The organism is Paenibacillus sp. BGI2013, assembly GCF_002843485.1.
GTDB lineage: Bacteria > Bacillota > Bacilli > Paenibacillales > Paenibacillaceae > Paenibacillus > Paenibacillus amylolyticus.
In genome coordinates this window covers 168,106-185,245 of sequence record NZ_PJFA01000004.1, presented here as the reverse complement: position 1 = coordinate 185,245, position 17,140 = coordinate 168,106, and the positions used below count along the sequence as shown (strand labels likewise).

Below are 17,140 nucleotides of genomic sequence, written 5' to 3'. Positions count from 1 at the left end.
ATTAAATTTATTGTAATAATTAGATTTATTTTCCTTTTATATCATAGCACTGTTCCAGTTTTTTTGAAATAAATTCGCTAGTTTTCTTGCCTTAACATCAAAGAAATACTTTTGACACCTTGCTCCGGAATTCACGAATCGCTCCTTTTCAGCTCTGCCTTTCGATGTGGGTATCTTCCTTATGGCTGGATGTCTTATGATATACTATATTAACAGGCATCGAGCACATCCATGGTTAGTAGCAGTTGTATCAGCTCTCATATTGACTATTGTAGAGTGGATCGCCAAAGATTACGGAAAAGTGTGGTATTTTAATGGATGGAACTTCCTCTGGTCTTACGCTTCGTATTTTAATCCCTATGGTGATGGCGTATGTATACAGTTTGATCTTCTACAAAATGTTCAAACCACGTAACCCTTCATAAAGTATGTATTCTCAGCCAGCATAGGCAAATCAATAGGTTTCCATATTACTTATCTTTGTTAAAGGGGGGATGATATGTTTTTCTTCTTTTTCTTTCTGTTACTTGGAATGATTGGTTTATTCTTTGGAGTTAGAGCACTGAGACGACCCAATTCATGGCCTTTTAATCGTACGAAGGATGAACTTCATGAATACGATATGATGGGCATCAAGTTTAGAGGCGTTTTTCTCCTTGCTTTTGGTACTGTTCTGACTATCGCCTCTTTCAGACTTCTTCTTATTTAATAAAATCCAAAAAAGCCGCTAATATAGCGGCTCTCCATCGGGCCTTACTCTGGTCCCGCTCAATATTGTGATATCAACTATTAATCCTATGGTTTAATATTAGCTTGCTGACCATCAGGAGCCACCGACTTATCGTTCGTCTTCATACCCCTGCGCTTCTTGTACCCTTTAAATATGAAATACCCCACTATGATTAAGATAATCGGCATTCCGTACAGTAATAGAGGAAAAAACATATTTTTTTCTTATGTTAATTGTATAGACAAATAAAGTTGCTATTATAGCAACTTTATTAAAAGACATTTTTAGATTTCTTAAGCATTTTCAGGTTCATAAATTCCGTAACCATTCTTGCCATTCTTTTTAATCTTGTACATAGCTCCATCCGCATGTCTCAGAAGTTCGGAAGGCTCCTGTCCATGCTTGGGAAATAGGCTGATACCAATACTCATCGAAAGGTTGATATAGTTTCCGGCAATTTTGAAATGGGTACTGAATGCAGCTTCCAATCTTTTGGCGATGACTTCAGCATCGTGATCATCTTTCAGATGGCTTAAAATGATGAATTCGTCCCCGCCAAGCCGAGCTACAGTGTCCGCACTTGGAATTGTTTCACTTAATCGCTTTGCCATTTCCAGCAACACTTGATCGCCAACATGGTGTCCATATGTATCATTCACTTGTTTAAACCCATCAGCATCCACAAACATGACGGCTAGTTTGTTATGGTTTCTTTTGGCATTACTGATGGCCCAGGCAAGACGGTCATTATAAGCAAGACGATTAGGCAGACCGGTAAGTGGATCATGCAAAGACAAATGCTTGCTGATTTTCTCGGAGATTTTGATTTTGGCGTACTCCGTCTCCAGTTCTTTGATCAGATTTTTAAGTTTATATACCCTGGTATTGGTGTTAGTCATGTCAGTAATCTGAATAAGGGCATAACTCCGATCTTCATGATAGAGCGGTTCAACATGCATATTTTGTCTGAATAATTGTTCATCCTCTCCTTCATTAGGAAGAATGAATGCCTTATGTAACGCGCTTGAGCAAAATCTGCTCTGTCCATGATACAGCGCATTTTGCAAAATATTTAAATACATGTTCGACTTAAACCGTGGGCAGACCTCAAGCAGATTCAAGCCTACTACCTCTTCTACATTCTTGCCAGTAAAGCGCTCCAACCAGGCATTCCACACAACAATTTTCAAATGCCTGTCCACGATCATTATTCCCATATGGGCTTTGTTCAAAGCTTGTGAAATAAGATTATCCATTGCCCGCCTCCAACAAAGCGTCCATTTTGGCCAGCAGGCTCGATATGGAGTTCATACTCAGTGCTATGACAATGATACCTGTCACATCCGTATCGGCAAGTAAAAACGAGGTATGTAAAACCAGGACATAAACTTCATTCTGAAGCAATATTTGTTGATCGGAATTGGTGACATAGATCAGTTCAATATCAGGCAGGACGTATTCCAGTTTGATCTCGAGGAAATTACCGAATTCTCCAATAATCGCGTTAAGCAGGACATTGCTAACTTCCTTCAAAACGTCCAAATCCGTATCCATCAGGTTCGGATCGTTCGGTATAACGCTCTCACCCAGTTCTCCAAGACAGATGTTTGCCAATACTTTAGCCTGCTCAACAGGAAACATCAGAAATGCTTTTCCCTGAAATTCGTATCCGAACTGTAAGGATGACCTAAACAGGTGACCTTCACTAAAGAAAATGTTGTATCTTCGATCTCCAGGATCAACATCGGATATGGAGATTAGTTCCACTTCCGGAATATTCAAAACGATACGCTTGTCTACAATCTCTGACAACATGTTAGCCGCTTGTCCCACGTAAACGTTCACTAGTTCAGTAAGCAAATCCTTCTGTAAATCATTCAGCATGATAGGCCGCCTGAATCAGTTGAATCATGGTAGTTGCCTTCTCTGCGGTTAACGGTTTATTCAGAAAACCAGAAATGCCTAACATTTCAACTTCATCCCTAGTTGTCTTCTGAATATCTGCGGATAAGATAATAATTTTGACATTGCTATCCGTTTCTCGAATCATTCGAAGCATTTCTTGTCCGTTCAAACCAGGCATTAGCAGGTCGGTGGTTATAAAATCAGGTTGAAATTCCTTGAATAGGTTGTATCCTTGCTCTCCATTATTAGCAATCTGAATCTCGCATTCTGGAATATGATCAACAATCAGCTTTGTAAGTAATTTCTGTACGAAAATGGAGTCTTCCACGATTAATACTTTCATTTTCTCTTCAGTCTCCTTGATAAAGTGGTAAGGGCTCGGGATGGTCAGGCGCTGTGGACAGTTCTTGATATAGGGCTTTCGCGCGCAGTGGCACCCTGAAAAGAGACTGACTGGTGAATCAAGTAAATATAAATTATAGTAACTTTAATTTAATTGTCAACAACATTATTGAATAAGTTAGATTCGTGTGCAATTGACATACTACGGCCCGCCGTTTAAAAAAACATAAAAAAACGGTCACCTAGTGACCGTTTTTGATCGGTTATCTGGAACTGCATTAAGTTTACTCTTTTACCCCTCCAAGCTGCAAGCCATGAACGAAATACTTCTGCAAAAATGGATATACGACTAAGATGGGTAATGCCGCAACAATCGTAATCGCTGCCCGAATAGATACAGGTGTGACCATGTTACGCGCAGCACCAAGATCTGCACCATTGGCAACGGCTGCACTGCTGTTGGAATTCATAGAAGATGATAATAGTTTCATCAACTCATATTGCAGCGTGCTTAGGTTTTGTTTGGAAGATGCATACAGAAACGTATCAAACCAAGAATTCCATTGACCGACTGCAATGAACAGTGCAACAGTAGCAAGAACCGGTTGGCACAGCGGTAGAATAATGGAAATGAATGTTCTGAAATCTCCAGCACCATCGATTTTGGCGGATTCGATCAATCCCTCGGGTAGTGTCTGGATATAAGTTCTAATAACAATCATATTAAAGGCACTGATCAGCCCAGGAATAATGTACACCAGGAAGTTGTTTAACAAATGCAAATCTTTCATTAGGAAGTAAGTTGGAATAAGACCTGCACTAAAATACATCGTAAGAACAACTGTAATGGTAATGGGCTTTCGTAATATATAATCTTTTCGGCTTAGTGTGTAAGCCAGCATGGAGGTTAAGAATAGACTTAAAACTGTCCCCAAAACCGTTCTCGCCACAGATATACCAAAGGCGCTGAAGATGGTCCCTCCTGCAAATACTGCTCTGTAGTTTTGATCTGTCCATACCCGAGGCCACAGATAAATCCCACCCCGGATGGTGTCATTACCGGCATTGAATGATACGGCGAGTGTATTCACAAACGGATACAGGGTAACAATCGCGATTGCGATCATCAGTATACCATTTAACGTATGGAAGACAATCGGTTCAAGCCGAGATTTATTGATTCCCATCTCTAGTCCCCCTTATATTAATCGGTCTTCCCCGAGCCGTTTGGAAATTGAATTCGCCGCAAAGATCAGCGTGATACTAACTACTGTTTTGAAGATACCTGCCGCAGTAGCCAAAGAATAATTCCCGATCTGTAGTCCGTACTTCAGGACAAATATATCTATCGTCTGTGACCAGTCGACAACCACACCATTACCTAACAGATACTGAACCTCGAATCCAGCTTCCAAAATCCAGCCCATATTCATGATCAGCAAAATGATAACAATGGATTTGATTCCGGGTAAGGTCACATACAGCATTTTCTTATATCGGTTCGCACCATCAATCTCTGCCGCTTCATAGAGGGAAGGATCGATAGACGTGATGGCCGCCAAATAAATAATGGCATTCCAGCCAACTTCTTTCCATACATGGGATGCGCCTACAATGCCCCAGAAGTATTCCGGAACGCTAAGCCACATGATAGGTTCTTGAATGATATGCAGCTTCATGAGTACCACATTCACAATCCCACCATCTACAGATAGTGAACTTGCTACGATACCTGTCACAATAATCCATGAGAGAAAGTGAGGTAAATACGATATTGTTTGAATGGTTCGTTTATATAACTTATGTTTGATCTCATTAAGTAAAATGGCAAATATAATTGCTGTGGCAAATCCGAGCACCATATTGATGACGCTCATCGCAATGGTATTACGAAGCACGTTAAGAAATGCATCGTCTGTTAGCAAAAACTTAAAGTGTTTGAGCCCGACCCATTCCTGCTGCGTGAAACTCTTCGCAGGACTGTAATTCTGAAAGGCCATAACCCAGCCCCAAATGGGATAATACGAGAATACGAGAATGTACGCAACGATGGGCAATGACATGAACATGAGTTGTCTTTGTCCGCGCAATCGTTTTAACAGTGGTGCTTTGGGAACGACTGTACGGGTGGTTTGCTCTGGTATGGCTCCAGGCGTGTTCGCCATCTTTCACTCCTCCTATTGGCTTGCAGCGACTTTAAGCATGATGTCCCCGGAAGGCACTCGCCTGAGTAATCCTTTGGTTGATACCTTCCGAGAGAATCATTGCCGCATTTTTTTATTTAACAGACCAGTTCTCGATTCTCCATTTCAGTTGATCATTAATTCGATCTTCATAGGATTTGACATCGATCTTCTTGTAAGCGTCTACATATTCAGTCCAAATGTTATCGAACTCATTCGGTTTTGACATGATTGCTTTAGGCAAGAATTTCAATGAAGTGTCTGTCATTTGTTTGTTCGCTACCGCAGCATCAGAGCCTTCTTTCAGATCGACCTGCCATGCTGGATAGTACACTGGATTTTCTGGTGCAGGAGAGAAGAAGTCACTCCACGTTTTGAAGCCGTATGCATCCAGAAGTTCTTTATCTTCCGGTTTGAGGTTGTCATAGAATTCCTCAGGTTGGTTGATCGCTCCAATTGCATTGCCATCTTCAAATGTTCCTTCAAGCTTCGGTGCAGCAGCGTAGAAACCTTCAGCTTTGTTAACCAATCTCCATGCTGGATCATCCTGCTCTGTCCGTTGCTCTGGTGTACGATAGAATCTTCCCTCTTCATTCACTTGGTAGTCTACACCCTCTTCACCCCATGACAAGAGCTTCTGGTACTTCTCGTCCATAAGCTTATCGAGGAATTTGATGAGTGCGACAGGGTCTTCGGCATCTTTACTGATACCAAAACCATTGTTCAAGTTAATGACCGGACGATCCAGATAATGATCTGTGATACTTGTATCATAGACAAGCGGGAAGCCTACGTATGTCTGACCAATTTTCCCCTGTGCTACGAGTGGGTCTTCGCCGGCTTGGAAATTCCAGTGCTGGTCGAACATACTAAGCACACGTCCCGAAGAAATTTTGGCCAGATATTGATCGTAGTTCTGAACAAAGGCTTCTTTATCCAGCAATCCCTCGTTGTACAGATTGTTTAGTTCCTTATAATACCGTTTGGAGATATCTTTGTCGGCAAAAACGGTTGCGACTCCACTATCATCTACGACTACGCCCCCGTCGTTGGGGTGACCCGTAAGATGTTCAGGTGGGTTAAGCAAAGGGAACGTCCGCCAGTCTGAAGCCAATGTAGTGAAACCAATCGTTGGTTGACCATCAATAGTTGGATTCTTGGCTGCATAATCACGGACCAACTTTGTGAAATCATCCAACGTTTTAGGAGTTGGGTACCCGGCATCCTTCAGTATGGACTTTTGGATCCAGAATGCAGGACCAGAATAATAGTTACTAATGAACTCTCCTGTATACACTCCATAGTTAGGCAACCAGTAAATATGTCCGTCACTGGAATCTTTCATCCGGTTCCAGTCTTTACCGAAATGTTTCTTCAGATTAGGTGCATGCTCTTCAATGAGATCTTCGAGCGGAATAACCGCACCCGCTGAGACCAACTTGGTGTCTGCTGTGATCAGATCCGGGAAATCGCCCCCGGCAATCATAACGCCCAACTTCTGTTGAAGATCACCTACTAGAAACTCCATCTCAAGATTAACGCCGAGTTCATCCTGAATCTTCTTGTAGATTCGGTTATCTTTAGCTGGCGCCTGATTTGGCGTTCCGATAAAGGCCGAGATGTTCAGTACCTCTTTCCCATCCTTTGTAGTCGCTTTCTCATTGTCACCGCTGCATCCTGCCAGTGCCAAACTCAAAGCCAGAACGAGTGATACGGAACCCCAAAGCTTCTTTTTCTTAAGTCCCCCCATGTACTTGCCCTCCTTGGAAGTGGTATGTCTTACTGTTTTTAGTATGAAGAAATGTATGCGGTTACAAAATATATACATTTAAGGTCTACCCCCCTGTAATTGTAGGTCTTATTCAGGAGGGGTTCTTCTTTTTCATGGATCAATTCGCATACTTTTGCCTGTATTCTACTGGTTTCATGGCTGTTCGTTTTTCGAAGTGTCTGAGAAAATGCTGGTAACTGCGGTACCCTACTTGCTCCGCAATCGCACTGGATGTTTGATTCGTCTGCTGGAGCAGACGCTTCGCTTCTTCCATTCTTAGATCATGTACTACCTCGATTACACCCTTACCATACTTTCGCAAAAAGGATTGCCCTAAATGGACAGGATTCACGTAGAATCGTTCTGCGAGCTCCTGGATCGTAAATGTCTCCCTGTAATGCATCTGCACATATTCAGCAACCGTCGCCTGGATGCCACCCATTTGCCTCTCCCGGAAAATTGCCAGTGCTGACTTACATTGCAAACAGAAATGTTCCAGATTGTTAGCAACCTCTTCTATATTTCGATGGCCCTTCTCCAGAATTCCGCTCGCCAATTCGTTCATTAGAGCATTAGGTTCTCCTCCTAATTCTCTGCACAGGGACAATCCGCGGAATATAATATGGGTAGAGAAAATATGTACAATCTCTGGCGCAGCCTTCATCTGTACAAACAGTTCAAAAGCACTCCGAATCGCAGACGAGAGGTCCTCCACAGAACCGTTTTCAAGCAAATCGCAAATATGGTCCACCTCTGACAGCGTTTCCGGATCAAACTGCCAATTCTCCAGCTGAATATCTTCGGCAAACAAAAGATGCTCTTGATTAAAAAACAAATAACGCCCAACTTCCTGAGCGGAGCGGAAGGATTCAGATAAATGCTCCAGTTTGTTGACCGTTAATCCAACCGCGATATGAATATCTCCGCAGCCGTTATGTTGCATATTATTCATTAAACGCTGGGTAAAAGCTTTAATTGCTTCAAACGTCTCATTTCTATCATTCGTTTCCTCCCCCCATACAAGTCCCAATGAGTCTCTTGTTCTGTCTATCACATAACAGCAAGTTGTTTCTTCAGCCGTTTGTTCGACTACTGGACAGACTTCCTGAATATCTCCCTGAAAGGCTATCCGCAGGTATGCCCAATGGGACTTGTTTAAACGAGGAAGTATCTCTGACATCTCCTCCTCCGATATATTTTGCTTATCCTTAATCAGTGCGGACAAAAACGCTTTGATCCTTTGCTCATTTGCATGTTCCCTTATACGCTCCTGGGTTTCACGCTCCTGCAATTGCATACGGAGACGGACCAACATATCCTCTGCTTCTGTACTATCAACCGGTTTGGTTAAATAGTTGGAGACACCTAATCGAATAGCTTGTCTGGCATAATTAAAGTCACTGTATCCACTCGTGATGACAAACAGCACAGACTCATGTTCCAATCGTCGTGCTTCTTCTACAAGTTGCAGCCCATTCATCACAGGCATACGAATGTCTGTCACCACGAGATCAGGTCGATCTTGTTCCATCATCCGAATGGCTTCCTCACCGTTGGCGCACACACCTCTGATTTCAAAACCATACTTTTCCCAATTGATCAGAAGCTGTAACCCTTCAATGGCATAAGGTTCATCATCGACTAATAGCACTTTATACATGAGAGTTCACCTCCTATTTCCTCTGTTCCAGCTTGGAGATCGGTATACGGTACCCTGCAATAGTTTCCTTTCCAGGTACACTGCTTAGATCAAATATCGCATTTCCTTCATAAAAGAGTTCCAACCTGCGGTAGACATTGCGGAGTCCTACATGCTCGCCGTTCCTGGGTCTTTCAGAACGAATATCTCGCAGGAGCTCGGTTAATCTCCCTGCATCCATACCGATTCCATTATCGATCACCTGAATAACCAGTTCAGAAGTGTTTCGACTCGCCGTTATCTTGATCTGTCTTCCATTTTTTCGCGCCTGCAAGCCGTGTTTGCAGGCATTTTCGACGAGCGGTTGAATACTCATTCGGGGAATAAGCAACGAAGCTGCATCAGGATCAACCTCGAAGGTGTAATCAAACAGCTCTCCAAAGCGAAACTTCTCAATCTGGAGATAAAGATTCGTAAATTGTAGCTCTTCTTGCAAAGGAATCAGATTGTCAGAATGACTGAGCAACTGTCTCATCAGCTTGGACAGACTTTTAATAATCTCAATTACTTCCGTATATCCATTCTTTGTACTAACGACTAGCAAGGCATTCAATGTGTTAAATAAAAAATGGGGATTCATCTGACTCTGGAGCATGGACAATTCAGTCCTCACTTGATCCAGCTCCAGATCTTTTTGGCGGATTTCCAGTTTATATACGTCATTAATCAGCGTATGAATTTTACCAATCATGATGTTAAATGTACGAATAAGCCCGCCAATTTCGTCGCGGCCTTCGTGAATTTCAATCAGATCGAATCGTTCGTTACGAACCTTCTCCATATGTCTTGACAACTTGCGAATCCGATAGTGGTAGGAACGCAAAATAATGTAGATCAATACAGAGGGGACCACGATACTTAATGCGAGCAACCCCAGAATTGATTTAAAGGCTTCTTGCAAAAGGTGGTCAAGGTGACGCGTATCGGCAACTCCAATCAATTTCCAACCCTTTAGGTAGGCTAGATTCCCCAACGATTTTTCGAGCGTGTAAGCAGAATCTCCAGATTCCTTGAGCATTGATTCATTATCAAGGGGGGATAAGTCGGTTTCGCTGAAATCCCCACTTGAAACGACAGTTCGATTGTTGCTGTCCACCAGACGCAGCTGAAGACTGTCTGATTCACGATTTAAAATGCTGTACACCCGGCTAAGTTCCAGATCAATCTTGGAATACTTGTTGTAATTGGCATAGGAAGTATAGGTATCCATTTTGCCAATCACACTGATTCTTCTTCCCGCGTTAAATCCGGATGGCTCAATATAATCAACGACAAGAATGCCTCCACTGGTGGATTTCAGCTGTTTCAATCCAGGGAGTACATTCTTGTCTTTCATCACGATATAATGACTGCCCGTCTGAATGGTATCGTTATCCGTATAGATACGCACCTCCAGAATATTCGCTGACATGTACCGTGTTAATTTATCTCGCAGGAATGCATGGTAGACGTTGTAATAATCCACGGGGGAGTGATAGGTCCGATCCAGTGCCTCATAGAGCGAATCGTCTGCTGCAATAATTCGGCTCAGGGCAACGCTCTCATCAATCATGCCTAGCAGTTCCCCCGCAGCCCTGTCGATGGATTTACGTAGATTTTCCTGTTCTCTAATCTTGATATCCGCAGAGGTTCGTTCATAAAAGAAGATATTAATCGTTATTACAGGAAGGAGAATACTAAGTACATAAATAAGCAGAAATTTGGATCGGAGAGGAATATCATTAACCTTACTGAACATCCAGAATTTATGACGCATATAATCACCCTTGGTTTTTGTTTTTATAGACTGACGGAAGCTCCCCTGTATGCGCTCTGAACTTTTGGGTGAAATATTCAGCATCATGATATCCTAGCCTGAATGCAATGTCAGTGATCTTCATATTGGTACGTCGCAGGAGTTTACGGGCCTCCTCAACACGAAGCTGGTGCACATAGTCACTGAAACTGACCCCCATCTCCCGCTTGAACTGTTGACCCAGGTAGGCAGAATTCACGTGAATACGATTAGCTACATCCTGTAATTTAATTTTACTTCGATAGTGCTGCTTCAATTCATTCACTGCTTCTGCAACCAGCCCTCCCGTACCCGTCTTTTGCTTCAATTCAGACTGGGAAAGTTGCTTGGACAGTCGAACACACAGGTCTTGCAATGTGCCGGAAGACCAACTCGCAGCCTCATGCCAATCTTTTTCACATAGTATTTCTCTGCAACCCTCTCTTTTTCCATATTTACGTAGCAACTCCCCATGGATATATCGGATGACATGATGTATCCATTCCAACGAAACCTCTGCTTTCTCACTTTTCTCTAATAGTGCACTCACTGCAATATCGATAGAATACGTATTTTCTGCTTCAATCAACGCCAAGATCTCTTTGGAGATGTTCATCATTTGCTCTAAATCATATTCTTCGCTTATTAGATATTCATTAAGATGATTCTCATAGGCTTCATCTGTAACCATGACTCCATTTTGCTGTTTTTGCTCATTTCTGCGTTTGTCCAGAGGTTCAATCATGTCCATAAGGATTTGATGAATCTCCTCGGGAACAAGAGGTTTAAGCACGTACTGATCGACCTGATACCGTATGGCTTGCTTCGCGTAATTAAAATCGGAGTATCCTGTAACGATAACAATTTTAGAGGTATAGGCGAGATCTTCTCGCAAGGTGTGAATCAAACCAAGACCATCCATAACAGGCATTTGAATATCCGTGACGACAAGATCCGGTTCAACCGAGTTGAATAAAGCAAGTGCTTCCTCCCCATCTGTTGCCGTTCCGCAGAGTTCATATCCACAAGCTCGCCAGTCAATCATTGTTCTCCATCCTTCTAGCATAAACGGCTCATCATCCGCGACAATGACCTTGTACATTAGCTCACCTCACTTTTATCCTTGATCAGCTGCATGTATTTTATCTATATCAATAGGTAGATTCCAGTTGTTCTGAAAACGCTAAACAGCAGAACAACAGCAGGATTGTTGTCTGCTCGTACAACTTTGGAGAACAAAATTTCTACCAGTCTCATCGTCATTTATCAATAACATAGAACATGGTTCCATCGGACCGTACTATAAGAACGCTCCGATTTTAGCGAAGTGCCGGGATAACAATTCAAGTGTAACGCTTACATTTTGGTACAACAACCTGTTAAACTATAGGTTTTCACCCGACAAAGTATAGGTTTAGATCAGAAGTAATCTATTGCCAGGTAAAAGAGTTTTCATTCTCCACGCACAATACGGAATCCTTGATCGGGACCAAAACCATTTGCATCAAATTTGCCTCGAAATGATATTTCATTGTTATTGACACCGCCGATCCAGCCTCCGCCTTTCACAACTCGCCAGGATTGATTGGGACTCTCCGAATCGCTGTACCAGTCCCAGCACCATTCTCTCACATTCCCAGACATATCATAGATTCCTAACTCATTCGCCTTCTGAGTTCCGACTTTTTTGGTTTGATTACGGTTGCTCTCAATAGCGGGCCAGCTCCAGTCACCCGTCAGAATGTTCTCGCCGGCATTTACCCAGTACCAAGCCACTTCATCAGGATTGTTACTTCCGCTGTATGTGTAATTTAAGCTCTTTTGACCTCCGCTTGCAGCGTATTCCCATTCTGCCTCTGTGGGTAAACGGTAACCGTTGGCGTCCTCGTTGATCGTTACATTCCATTTTATAGTGTCATTTTCATTGTGATTATTCGTGTCCTGGTTGTCTTTATCTATATTGTAATAAGGTTTCAGGTTTTCTTTTATACTTTTTTGATTACAGTATTCCACTGCGTCATACCAGCTGACCATTTCAACAGGCAGGTCATCTCCCTTGAAGCCAGAAGGGTTTTCCCCCATAACCTCCATCCATTCTTTTTGAGTTACTTCATATTTGCCAATATAGAAGGAATCCAGCGTTTCATTCCTATCGATCTGACTCGGCTTACTGCTCTTGAAGGCTCCTCCTTCGACGAATACCAAGTCATCGCTTAATTTCGTATTACTTGCTGAACAAGCACTTAGACTAACAACTATAGCGATTAAAGTTAACCATACCAGCTTCTTCATTCAATTATTCTCCTTTACTAGCTTAAATCCGGCAACGTCGAGGTCCGTTAGTCTGGAGAATAACGTTACTCAACGCTACCGGAAAATTGAATTTCAAATGCAGGTGCAGAAGTTGAACTGCATCACATCATTTTTACCAAACCGTCACGTTTGCGCTTCCGCTACTTTGATAACCTTCCGTTGCCATCACCTGATAGGACCAGCTGTTGCCTAAGTACATCCCTTTGCTCGCCCATGCATTCACATGATTACTGAACGTGATGGTAGAATTGACTCCGATTGGTTTCTTGGTCTGTCTAACACTCCAATACTGAGGGAAAGTCTGAGTACCATCAATGGAAGGTGCATTGTATCTCATCGTTGTATAGATGTCATATGTGCCGCCATCACTAGTCATCGAGCCCTTATACGTTCCGGTAGGACGATACGTTCCCCAGCTATCCACCACGTAATATTCAATTAGAGCGTTTCTAGTCCAACCATAGAAGGTGAGATAGCCGTTACCTGAAGGAGAGAATACGCCGGCATTATAATTGACCACTCGATTAGGCGTACCGTATGTCCACCCTTTCCCGACAACAAAGTTCCCGGTATTTTGCCAATTCACGCTGTAATTCCCGCCCGATCCATTCACGGCGTTGACCGTTCCTCCACCATCTGTCCAATTTTGCCAATAATCTGTTGCTGCGCTCGATGTGGCTGCGAAGACACCAAAACTCATGGAAGCTGCAAGAACAACGGTTAACAATTTTTTGCTAAATTTAAACATAGATTATACCTCCTGATATTTTAATAGATTTGGTTGATGCTACAATCCGATATGAATGTTCTTCAGCAAATTCACTTGAAAAGACGTTGCGAAAACAGATACAAATCGTTCTTCCACACGGGCCAATCATGTCCTCCACTTTCCTCATGCCAAATGTGAGGTACTCCGTGTTGCGCCAAATATTGGTGAACCCCAAGACTAATCTCTATAAGATTGTCCTGTTCACCGCAAGAGATCCATAACAGCGAGAGTAATGAAGGCGCTTTCGAAAGATCAGGGACAAGTAGCTCCGGACTTCTGGTGTTTGGGGCTGCAGAGAAAGCACCGATCCATGCAAAATGGTCTAGATTATTTAATCCGATATTTAAGGATTGACCTCCACCCATGGATAAACCAGCAATCGCCCTTTTATCCCGGCTTTTATGCAAAGGGTAGTTCGACTCCATGTAAGGTATCAAATCGTTGAGCAGATCGGATTCGAACCGTTTAAATGCTTTGATTTTCTCAGGTTCAAACAGGTCTCCTACGGCTCGATCATTCGACATTGCGCGACCGTTGGGGAAAACAATAACCATCGGTTCAAGCATATTATCGTTGTACAGATTATCGAGAATAATTTGCGGAGATCCATGAGTATGCCATTCGGTTTCGTCTCCGCCAATACCATGCAAAAGAAAAAGTACAGGATACATCGTTGTCGAAGAAAATTCTGGTGGGGTGTACACCATCGCTTTACGGGAATTGCCAACCGTGGTGGAAGGATACTCTACCGTCTCCATGACTCCACGTGGTATATTCTCCCGATACTGGTCATATCCCGTTACTGCTGGTGAGATCAATTCCATTCTCTTTTCCTCCGAACATATGAGTGACTATCAGTCTTCAGTTAATCCACATAGCCAAAACCCAGAATAGTGAAGCATTTATGTTCATGGCCTTCCGCCATTTCGATCTCGATGGAGTGCTCCCCCACATGCTCTTCGTTAAGCAGAAGTGTGGCATGGCAATGGGTCCAGTTCACTTGACGCGGATCGACTTTTTGGACAAATACCCCATCTACCTTGATATGTGCAGTTCCGAATTCATCGTTACCAGAATCCTTGAAGATCAGAATGAGGCGTTTGCACTGCAAACTTATCCGAAAACTACTCTGATCCTCTTTTCCCTCTCCTGTACGCATCCAGTTGTTGGGGAACTGAGGTGTACCATAGTCATGAGCATCCATCTCAGCCATCTGCAGATCCGTGTCCGTTTTACAAAAAGAGCCTGCATCGATTCGGGCAATATGATTGCCGTTTTTCCGATCCAACAGCTTCACATTAACAAATTCATTTCCAATTAGCGGAGCTTTTTCAATATCATGATCTTTCTCATCCCACTCAGAACGATTCGTCACGTCGAACAAATATTCCAAACAATCGGCCATAATTCGATGCCCTATGTTAGTTGGATGATATATATCATGGAAAAATTGCTTTTTGGAAATAACGTTGCCTTCACCTTTTGTCTTGCTGAACTGATCTACGACAGCATCTTTCACACTTACCATTGGCAGATCATAATGCCAGCCTACCGGAGCGAGACGATCCTGTAGATTCCAGTCATTTTCGAATACACTGAATAACAAGATGACCGCTGGCTTGTTATCGGCAGTAAGTGCTTTGAGTACCAAACTCTCGTAACATTTACCTTGGGTTTCATCATCTGCGTCATTGACTGCGAATTCGATTATGACAATATCCGGCTGAACGGCACCTCCCCTCAGCACATCACGATCATAACGTACAATCCCCAGTTCTGAAGGAGTTCCACCCACACCTGCTTTAATCAGATGAATCGGACTATCTTTTGAAAGCGCAAACATAAACTTGAACGACTCATACGACCGATAAGCGTAACTTTGGAGATGAATAGGTACTGCACCAGCACCATGGGTAATGGAGCCTCCAATATAAGCGATAACGACAGATTCGCCGTTTTTTGCCTTCTTAATGGCTCGCTTTAATCTGACATTATTCCCTTTGTTCAGAAGAGATCGGCCAATCATGTCGCGATATCTATGTGACTCAAAATCAATTGCGGGCTTGACTGCCGACGCTGTCACTCCAACTGGATCGCGCGGTGCAGTGAATTCCGTGTTTTCACCTGCATCTCCTGAATCCTGGAGCATAAATCATCATCACATCCTTCCGGTTTAGATTCTGACCATCCTCAAACGACTTATAAAGAATCACAGCTTGTATTATTAGATCAGATGTGATCCTTCTCCCAAAGTGTATCCCTTACATAATTTTACAACAACCTGACAAAGTATAGGATTTTAACCAATATATCATTTTAATTTGAGTACAATGACATGCAGATCTGAACACCTATAATTTTTCATGTAAACGCTTTAATTTGTATACTATTTCCATGTTATAATTTTGAAAAACCGCATTGATGAAGGAGGATACTCATGAATATCACGGGTCAAGGCGCGTGGGATACGGGTACATATACAAATCTGTTCTTGAAGCTAGGCTACGATGAGAATGAGATCACGAACAGATTGGAAGAAACATGGAACGAGCTGTTTTACGGCGATGACAATACTCGAATATATTACCACATGGGTGAGGACAAGGGTTATTTGCTGGACACTGGTAATCTCGATGTTCGCTCCGAGGGCATGTCCTATGGCATGATGATGGCTGTTCAGATGGACAAAAAGGAGGAATTTGATCGACTCTGGAATTTCTCACACTCGTTTATGCAACATAAAGCGGGTCGTTATAAAGATTATTTTGCCTGGCATTGCAAGCCTGACGGAACCCGACTCTCGCAAGGTCCTGCTCCTGATGGTGAGGAGTTTTTTGCCATGGCGCTTTTTTTTGCCTCCAACCGCTGGGGCGATGGCGCTGAACCTTATGATTACAAGGCACAAGCCCGCAAAATCCTTCGTGCATGTATACATCAAGGCGAAGACGGCGAAGGCGATCCCATGTGGGACCCGGAAACAAAACTGATCAAATTCATACCAGAAACACCGTTTAGCGACCCATCCTACCATCTGCCTCATTTTTATGAGCTATTCGCGAAATATGCGGATGAAGAAGATCAGCGCTTCTGGAAAGAAGCGGCGGCCGCTAGTAGAGCTTACCTTCATACAGCCTGCCATCCCGTAACCGGACTATCACCTGAATATGCGAACTATGACGGCTCTCCGGCTCCAATACAGCCGTATGGTGATTTCAGACATTTTTACAGTGATGCCTACCGTGTTGCTGCAAATATAGCGCTGGACTGGGAATGGTTCCGCAAGGATCACTGGCAGATCGAACAATCCAATCGGATTCAATCCTTCTTCAGTGATATTGAAATGTCCGATTATCGTCGTTATACAATAGAAGGTGAACCTTTCGACGAACCTTCACTGCATCCTGTAGGTTTGCTGGCTACCAATGCCATGGCTTCACTGGCTGCGGAAGGTCCACATGCTGACACATTCGTTCGCAAGTTCTGGAACACACCTTTGCGTCAGGGAGAGCGACGTTATTACGACAATTGCCTGTATTTTTTCAGCATGCTCGCTCTAAGCGGAAGATATCGCATGTACTAAACTAAGAAAGTGTGCACGAGCCGTTGAACCTGCCCTGTGAACGTTTGGCTTGCAGGACAGGTCCAATCACTGAA

The 17,140-nt window shown here is 43.1% G+C and carries 14 protein-coding genes; 1 reads left to right on the top strand and 13 read right to left on the bottom strand.

From position 1 onward, the window contains the following. Positions 1-1,023: 1,023 nt before the first annotated feature. The 13 genes from CXK86_RS11865 to CXK86_RS11805 form a co-directional block, all read right to left on the bottom strand. Positions 1,024-1,986 (bottom strand): sensor domain-containing diguanylate cyclase, encoded by a 963-nt coding sequence (locus CXK86_RS11865; RefSeq protein ID WP_036671133.1) that lies wholly within the window; start codon positions 1,984-1,986, stop codon positions 1,024-1,026. Further along, positions 1,979-2,614 (bottom strand): chemotaxis protein CheC, encoded by a 636-nt coding sequence (locus CXK86_RS11860; protein WP_076253050.1) that lies wholly within the window; start codon positions 2,612-2,614, stop codon positions 1,979-1,981. The genes CXK86_RS11865 and CXK86_RS11860 overlap by 8 nt, the downstream gene beginning before the upstream one ends. After that, on the bottom strand, positions 2,604-2,978 hold the full coding sequence (locus tag CXK86_RS11855) for a response regulator transcription factor (protein ID WP_036615858.1): 375 nt from the start codon (positions 2,976-2,978) through the stop codon (positions 2,604-2,606). Before CXK86_RS11855 ends, CXK86_RS11860 begins: the two co-directional genes overlap by 11 nt. Positions 2,979-3,261: 283 nt before the next feature. Then, positions 3,262-4,164, bottom strand: a complete 903-nt coding sequence (locus tag CXK86_RS11850; RefSeq protein ID WP_017688457.1) for a carbohydrate ABC transporter permease — start codon at positions 4,162-4,164, stop codon at positions 3,262-3,264. Positions 4,165-4,176: 12 nt separating this feature from the next. After that, complete coding sequence (locus CXK86_RS11845) at positions 4,177-5,142, bottom strand: ABC transporter permease (protein ID WP_017688458.1); 966 nt, start codon at positions 5,140-5,142, stop codon at positions 4,177-4,179. 112 nt (positions 5,143-5,254) lie between these two features. Further along, a complete protein-coding gene (locus tag CXK86_RS11840; protein WP_036671131.1) occupies positions 5,255-6,910 on the bottom strand; it encodes a type 2 periplasmic-binding domain-containing protein in 1,656 nt (551 codons plus the stop codon). Positions 6,911-7,049: 139 nt separating this feature from the next. Continuing rightward, positions 7,050-8,591 carry a response regulator gene (locus tag CXK86_RS11835; protein ID WP_101313771.1) on the bottom strand — a complete coding sequence of 514 codons (1,542 nt, stop codon included), beginning with the start codon at positions 8,589-8,591 and terminating at the stop codon, positions 7,050-7,052. Positions 8,592-8,604: 13 nt separating this feature from the next. After that, positions 8,605-10,368, bottom strand: coding sequence for a sensor histidine kinase (locus CXK86_RS11830; RefSeq protein ID WP_257467815.1), 1,764 nt, complete (start codon positions 10,366-10,368; stop codon positions 8,605-8,607). Positions 10,369-10,390: 22 nt separating this feature from the next. Then, a complete protein-coding gene (locus tag CXK86_RS11825) occupies positions 10,391-11,506 on the bottom strand; it encodes a response regulator transcription factor (protein ID WP_101313769.1) in 1,116 nt (371 codons plus the stop codon). Positions 11,507-11,856: 350 nt separating this feature from the next. Next, positions 11,857-12,696 carry a formylglycine-generating enzyme family protein gene (locus CXK86_RS11820; protein ID WP_101313768.1) on the bottom strand — a complete coding sequence of 280 codons (840 nt, stop codon included), beginning with the start codon at positions 12,694-12,696 and terminating at the stop codon, positions 11,857-11,859. A 133-nt stretch (positions 12,697-12,829) separates the two neighbouring features. Beyond that, the gene (locus CXK86_RS11815; protein ID WP_036615877.1) at positions 12,830-13,465 is read right to left on the bottom strand and encodes a glycoside hydrolase family 11 protein; all 636 of its coding nucleotides are present in this window, start codon (positions 13,463-13,465) and stop codon (positions 12,830-12,832) included. Between the two features lie 71 nt (positions 13,466-13,536). After that, complete coding sequence (locus CXK86_RS11810; RefSeq protein WP_076253046.1) at positions 13,537-14,310, bottom strand: alpha/beta hydrolase; 774 nt, start codon at positions 14,308-14,310, stop codon at positions 13,537-13,539. Positions 14,311-14,351: 41 nt separating this feature from the next. Continuing rightward, positions 14,352-15,635: an SGNH/GDSL hydrolase family protein gene (locus CXK86_RS11805; protein ID WP_101313767.1), complete on the bottom strand. Its 1,284-nt coding sequence runs from the start codon at positions 15,633-15,635 to the stop codon at positions 14,352-14,354. A 288-nt stretch (positions 15,636-15,923) separates the two neighbouring features. On the opposite strand from CXK86_RS11805, the gene CXK86_RS11800 reads away from it, so the two are divergent. Continuing rightward, positions 15,924-17,066 carry a family 8 glycosyl hydrolase gene (locus tag CXK86_RS11800; RefSeq protein ID WP_101313766.1) on the top strand — a complete coding sequence of 381 codons (1,143 nt, stop codon included), beginning with the start codon at positions 15,924-15,926 and terminating at the stop codon, positions 17,064-17,066. Positions 17,067-17,140 lie beyond the last annotated feature (74 nt).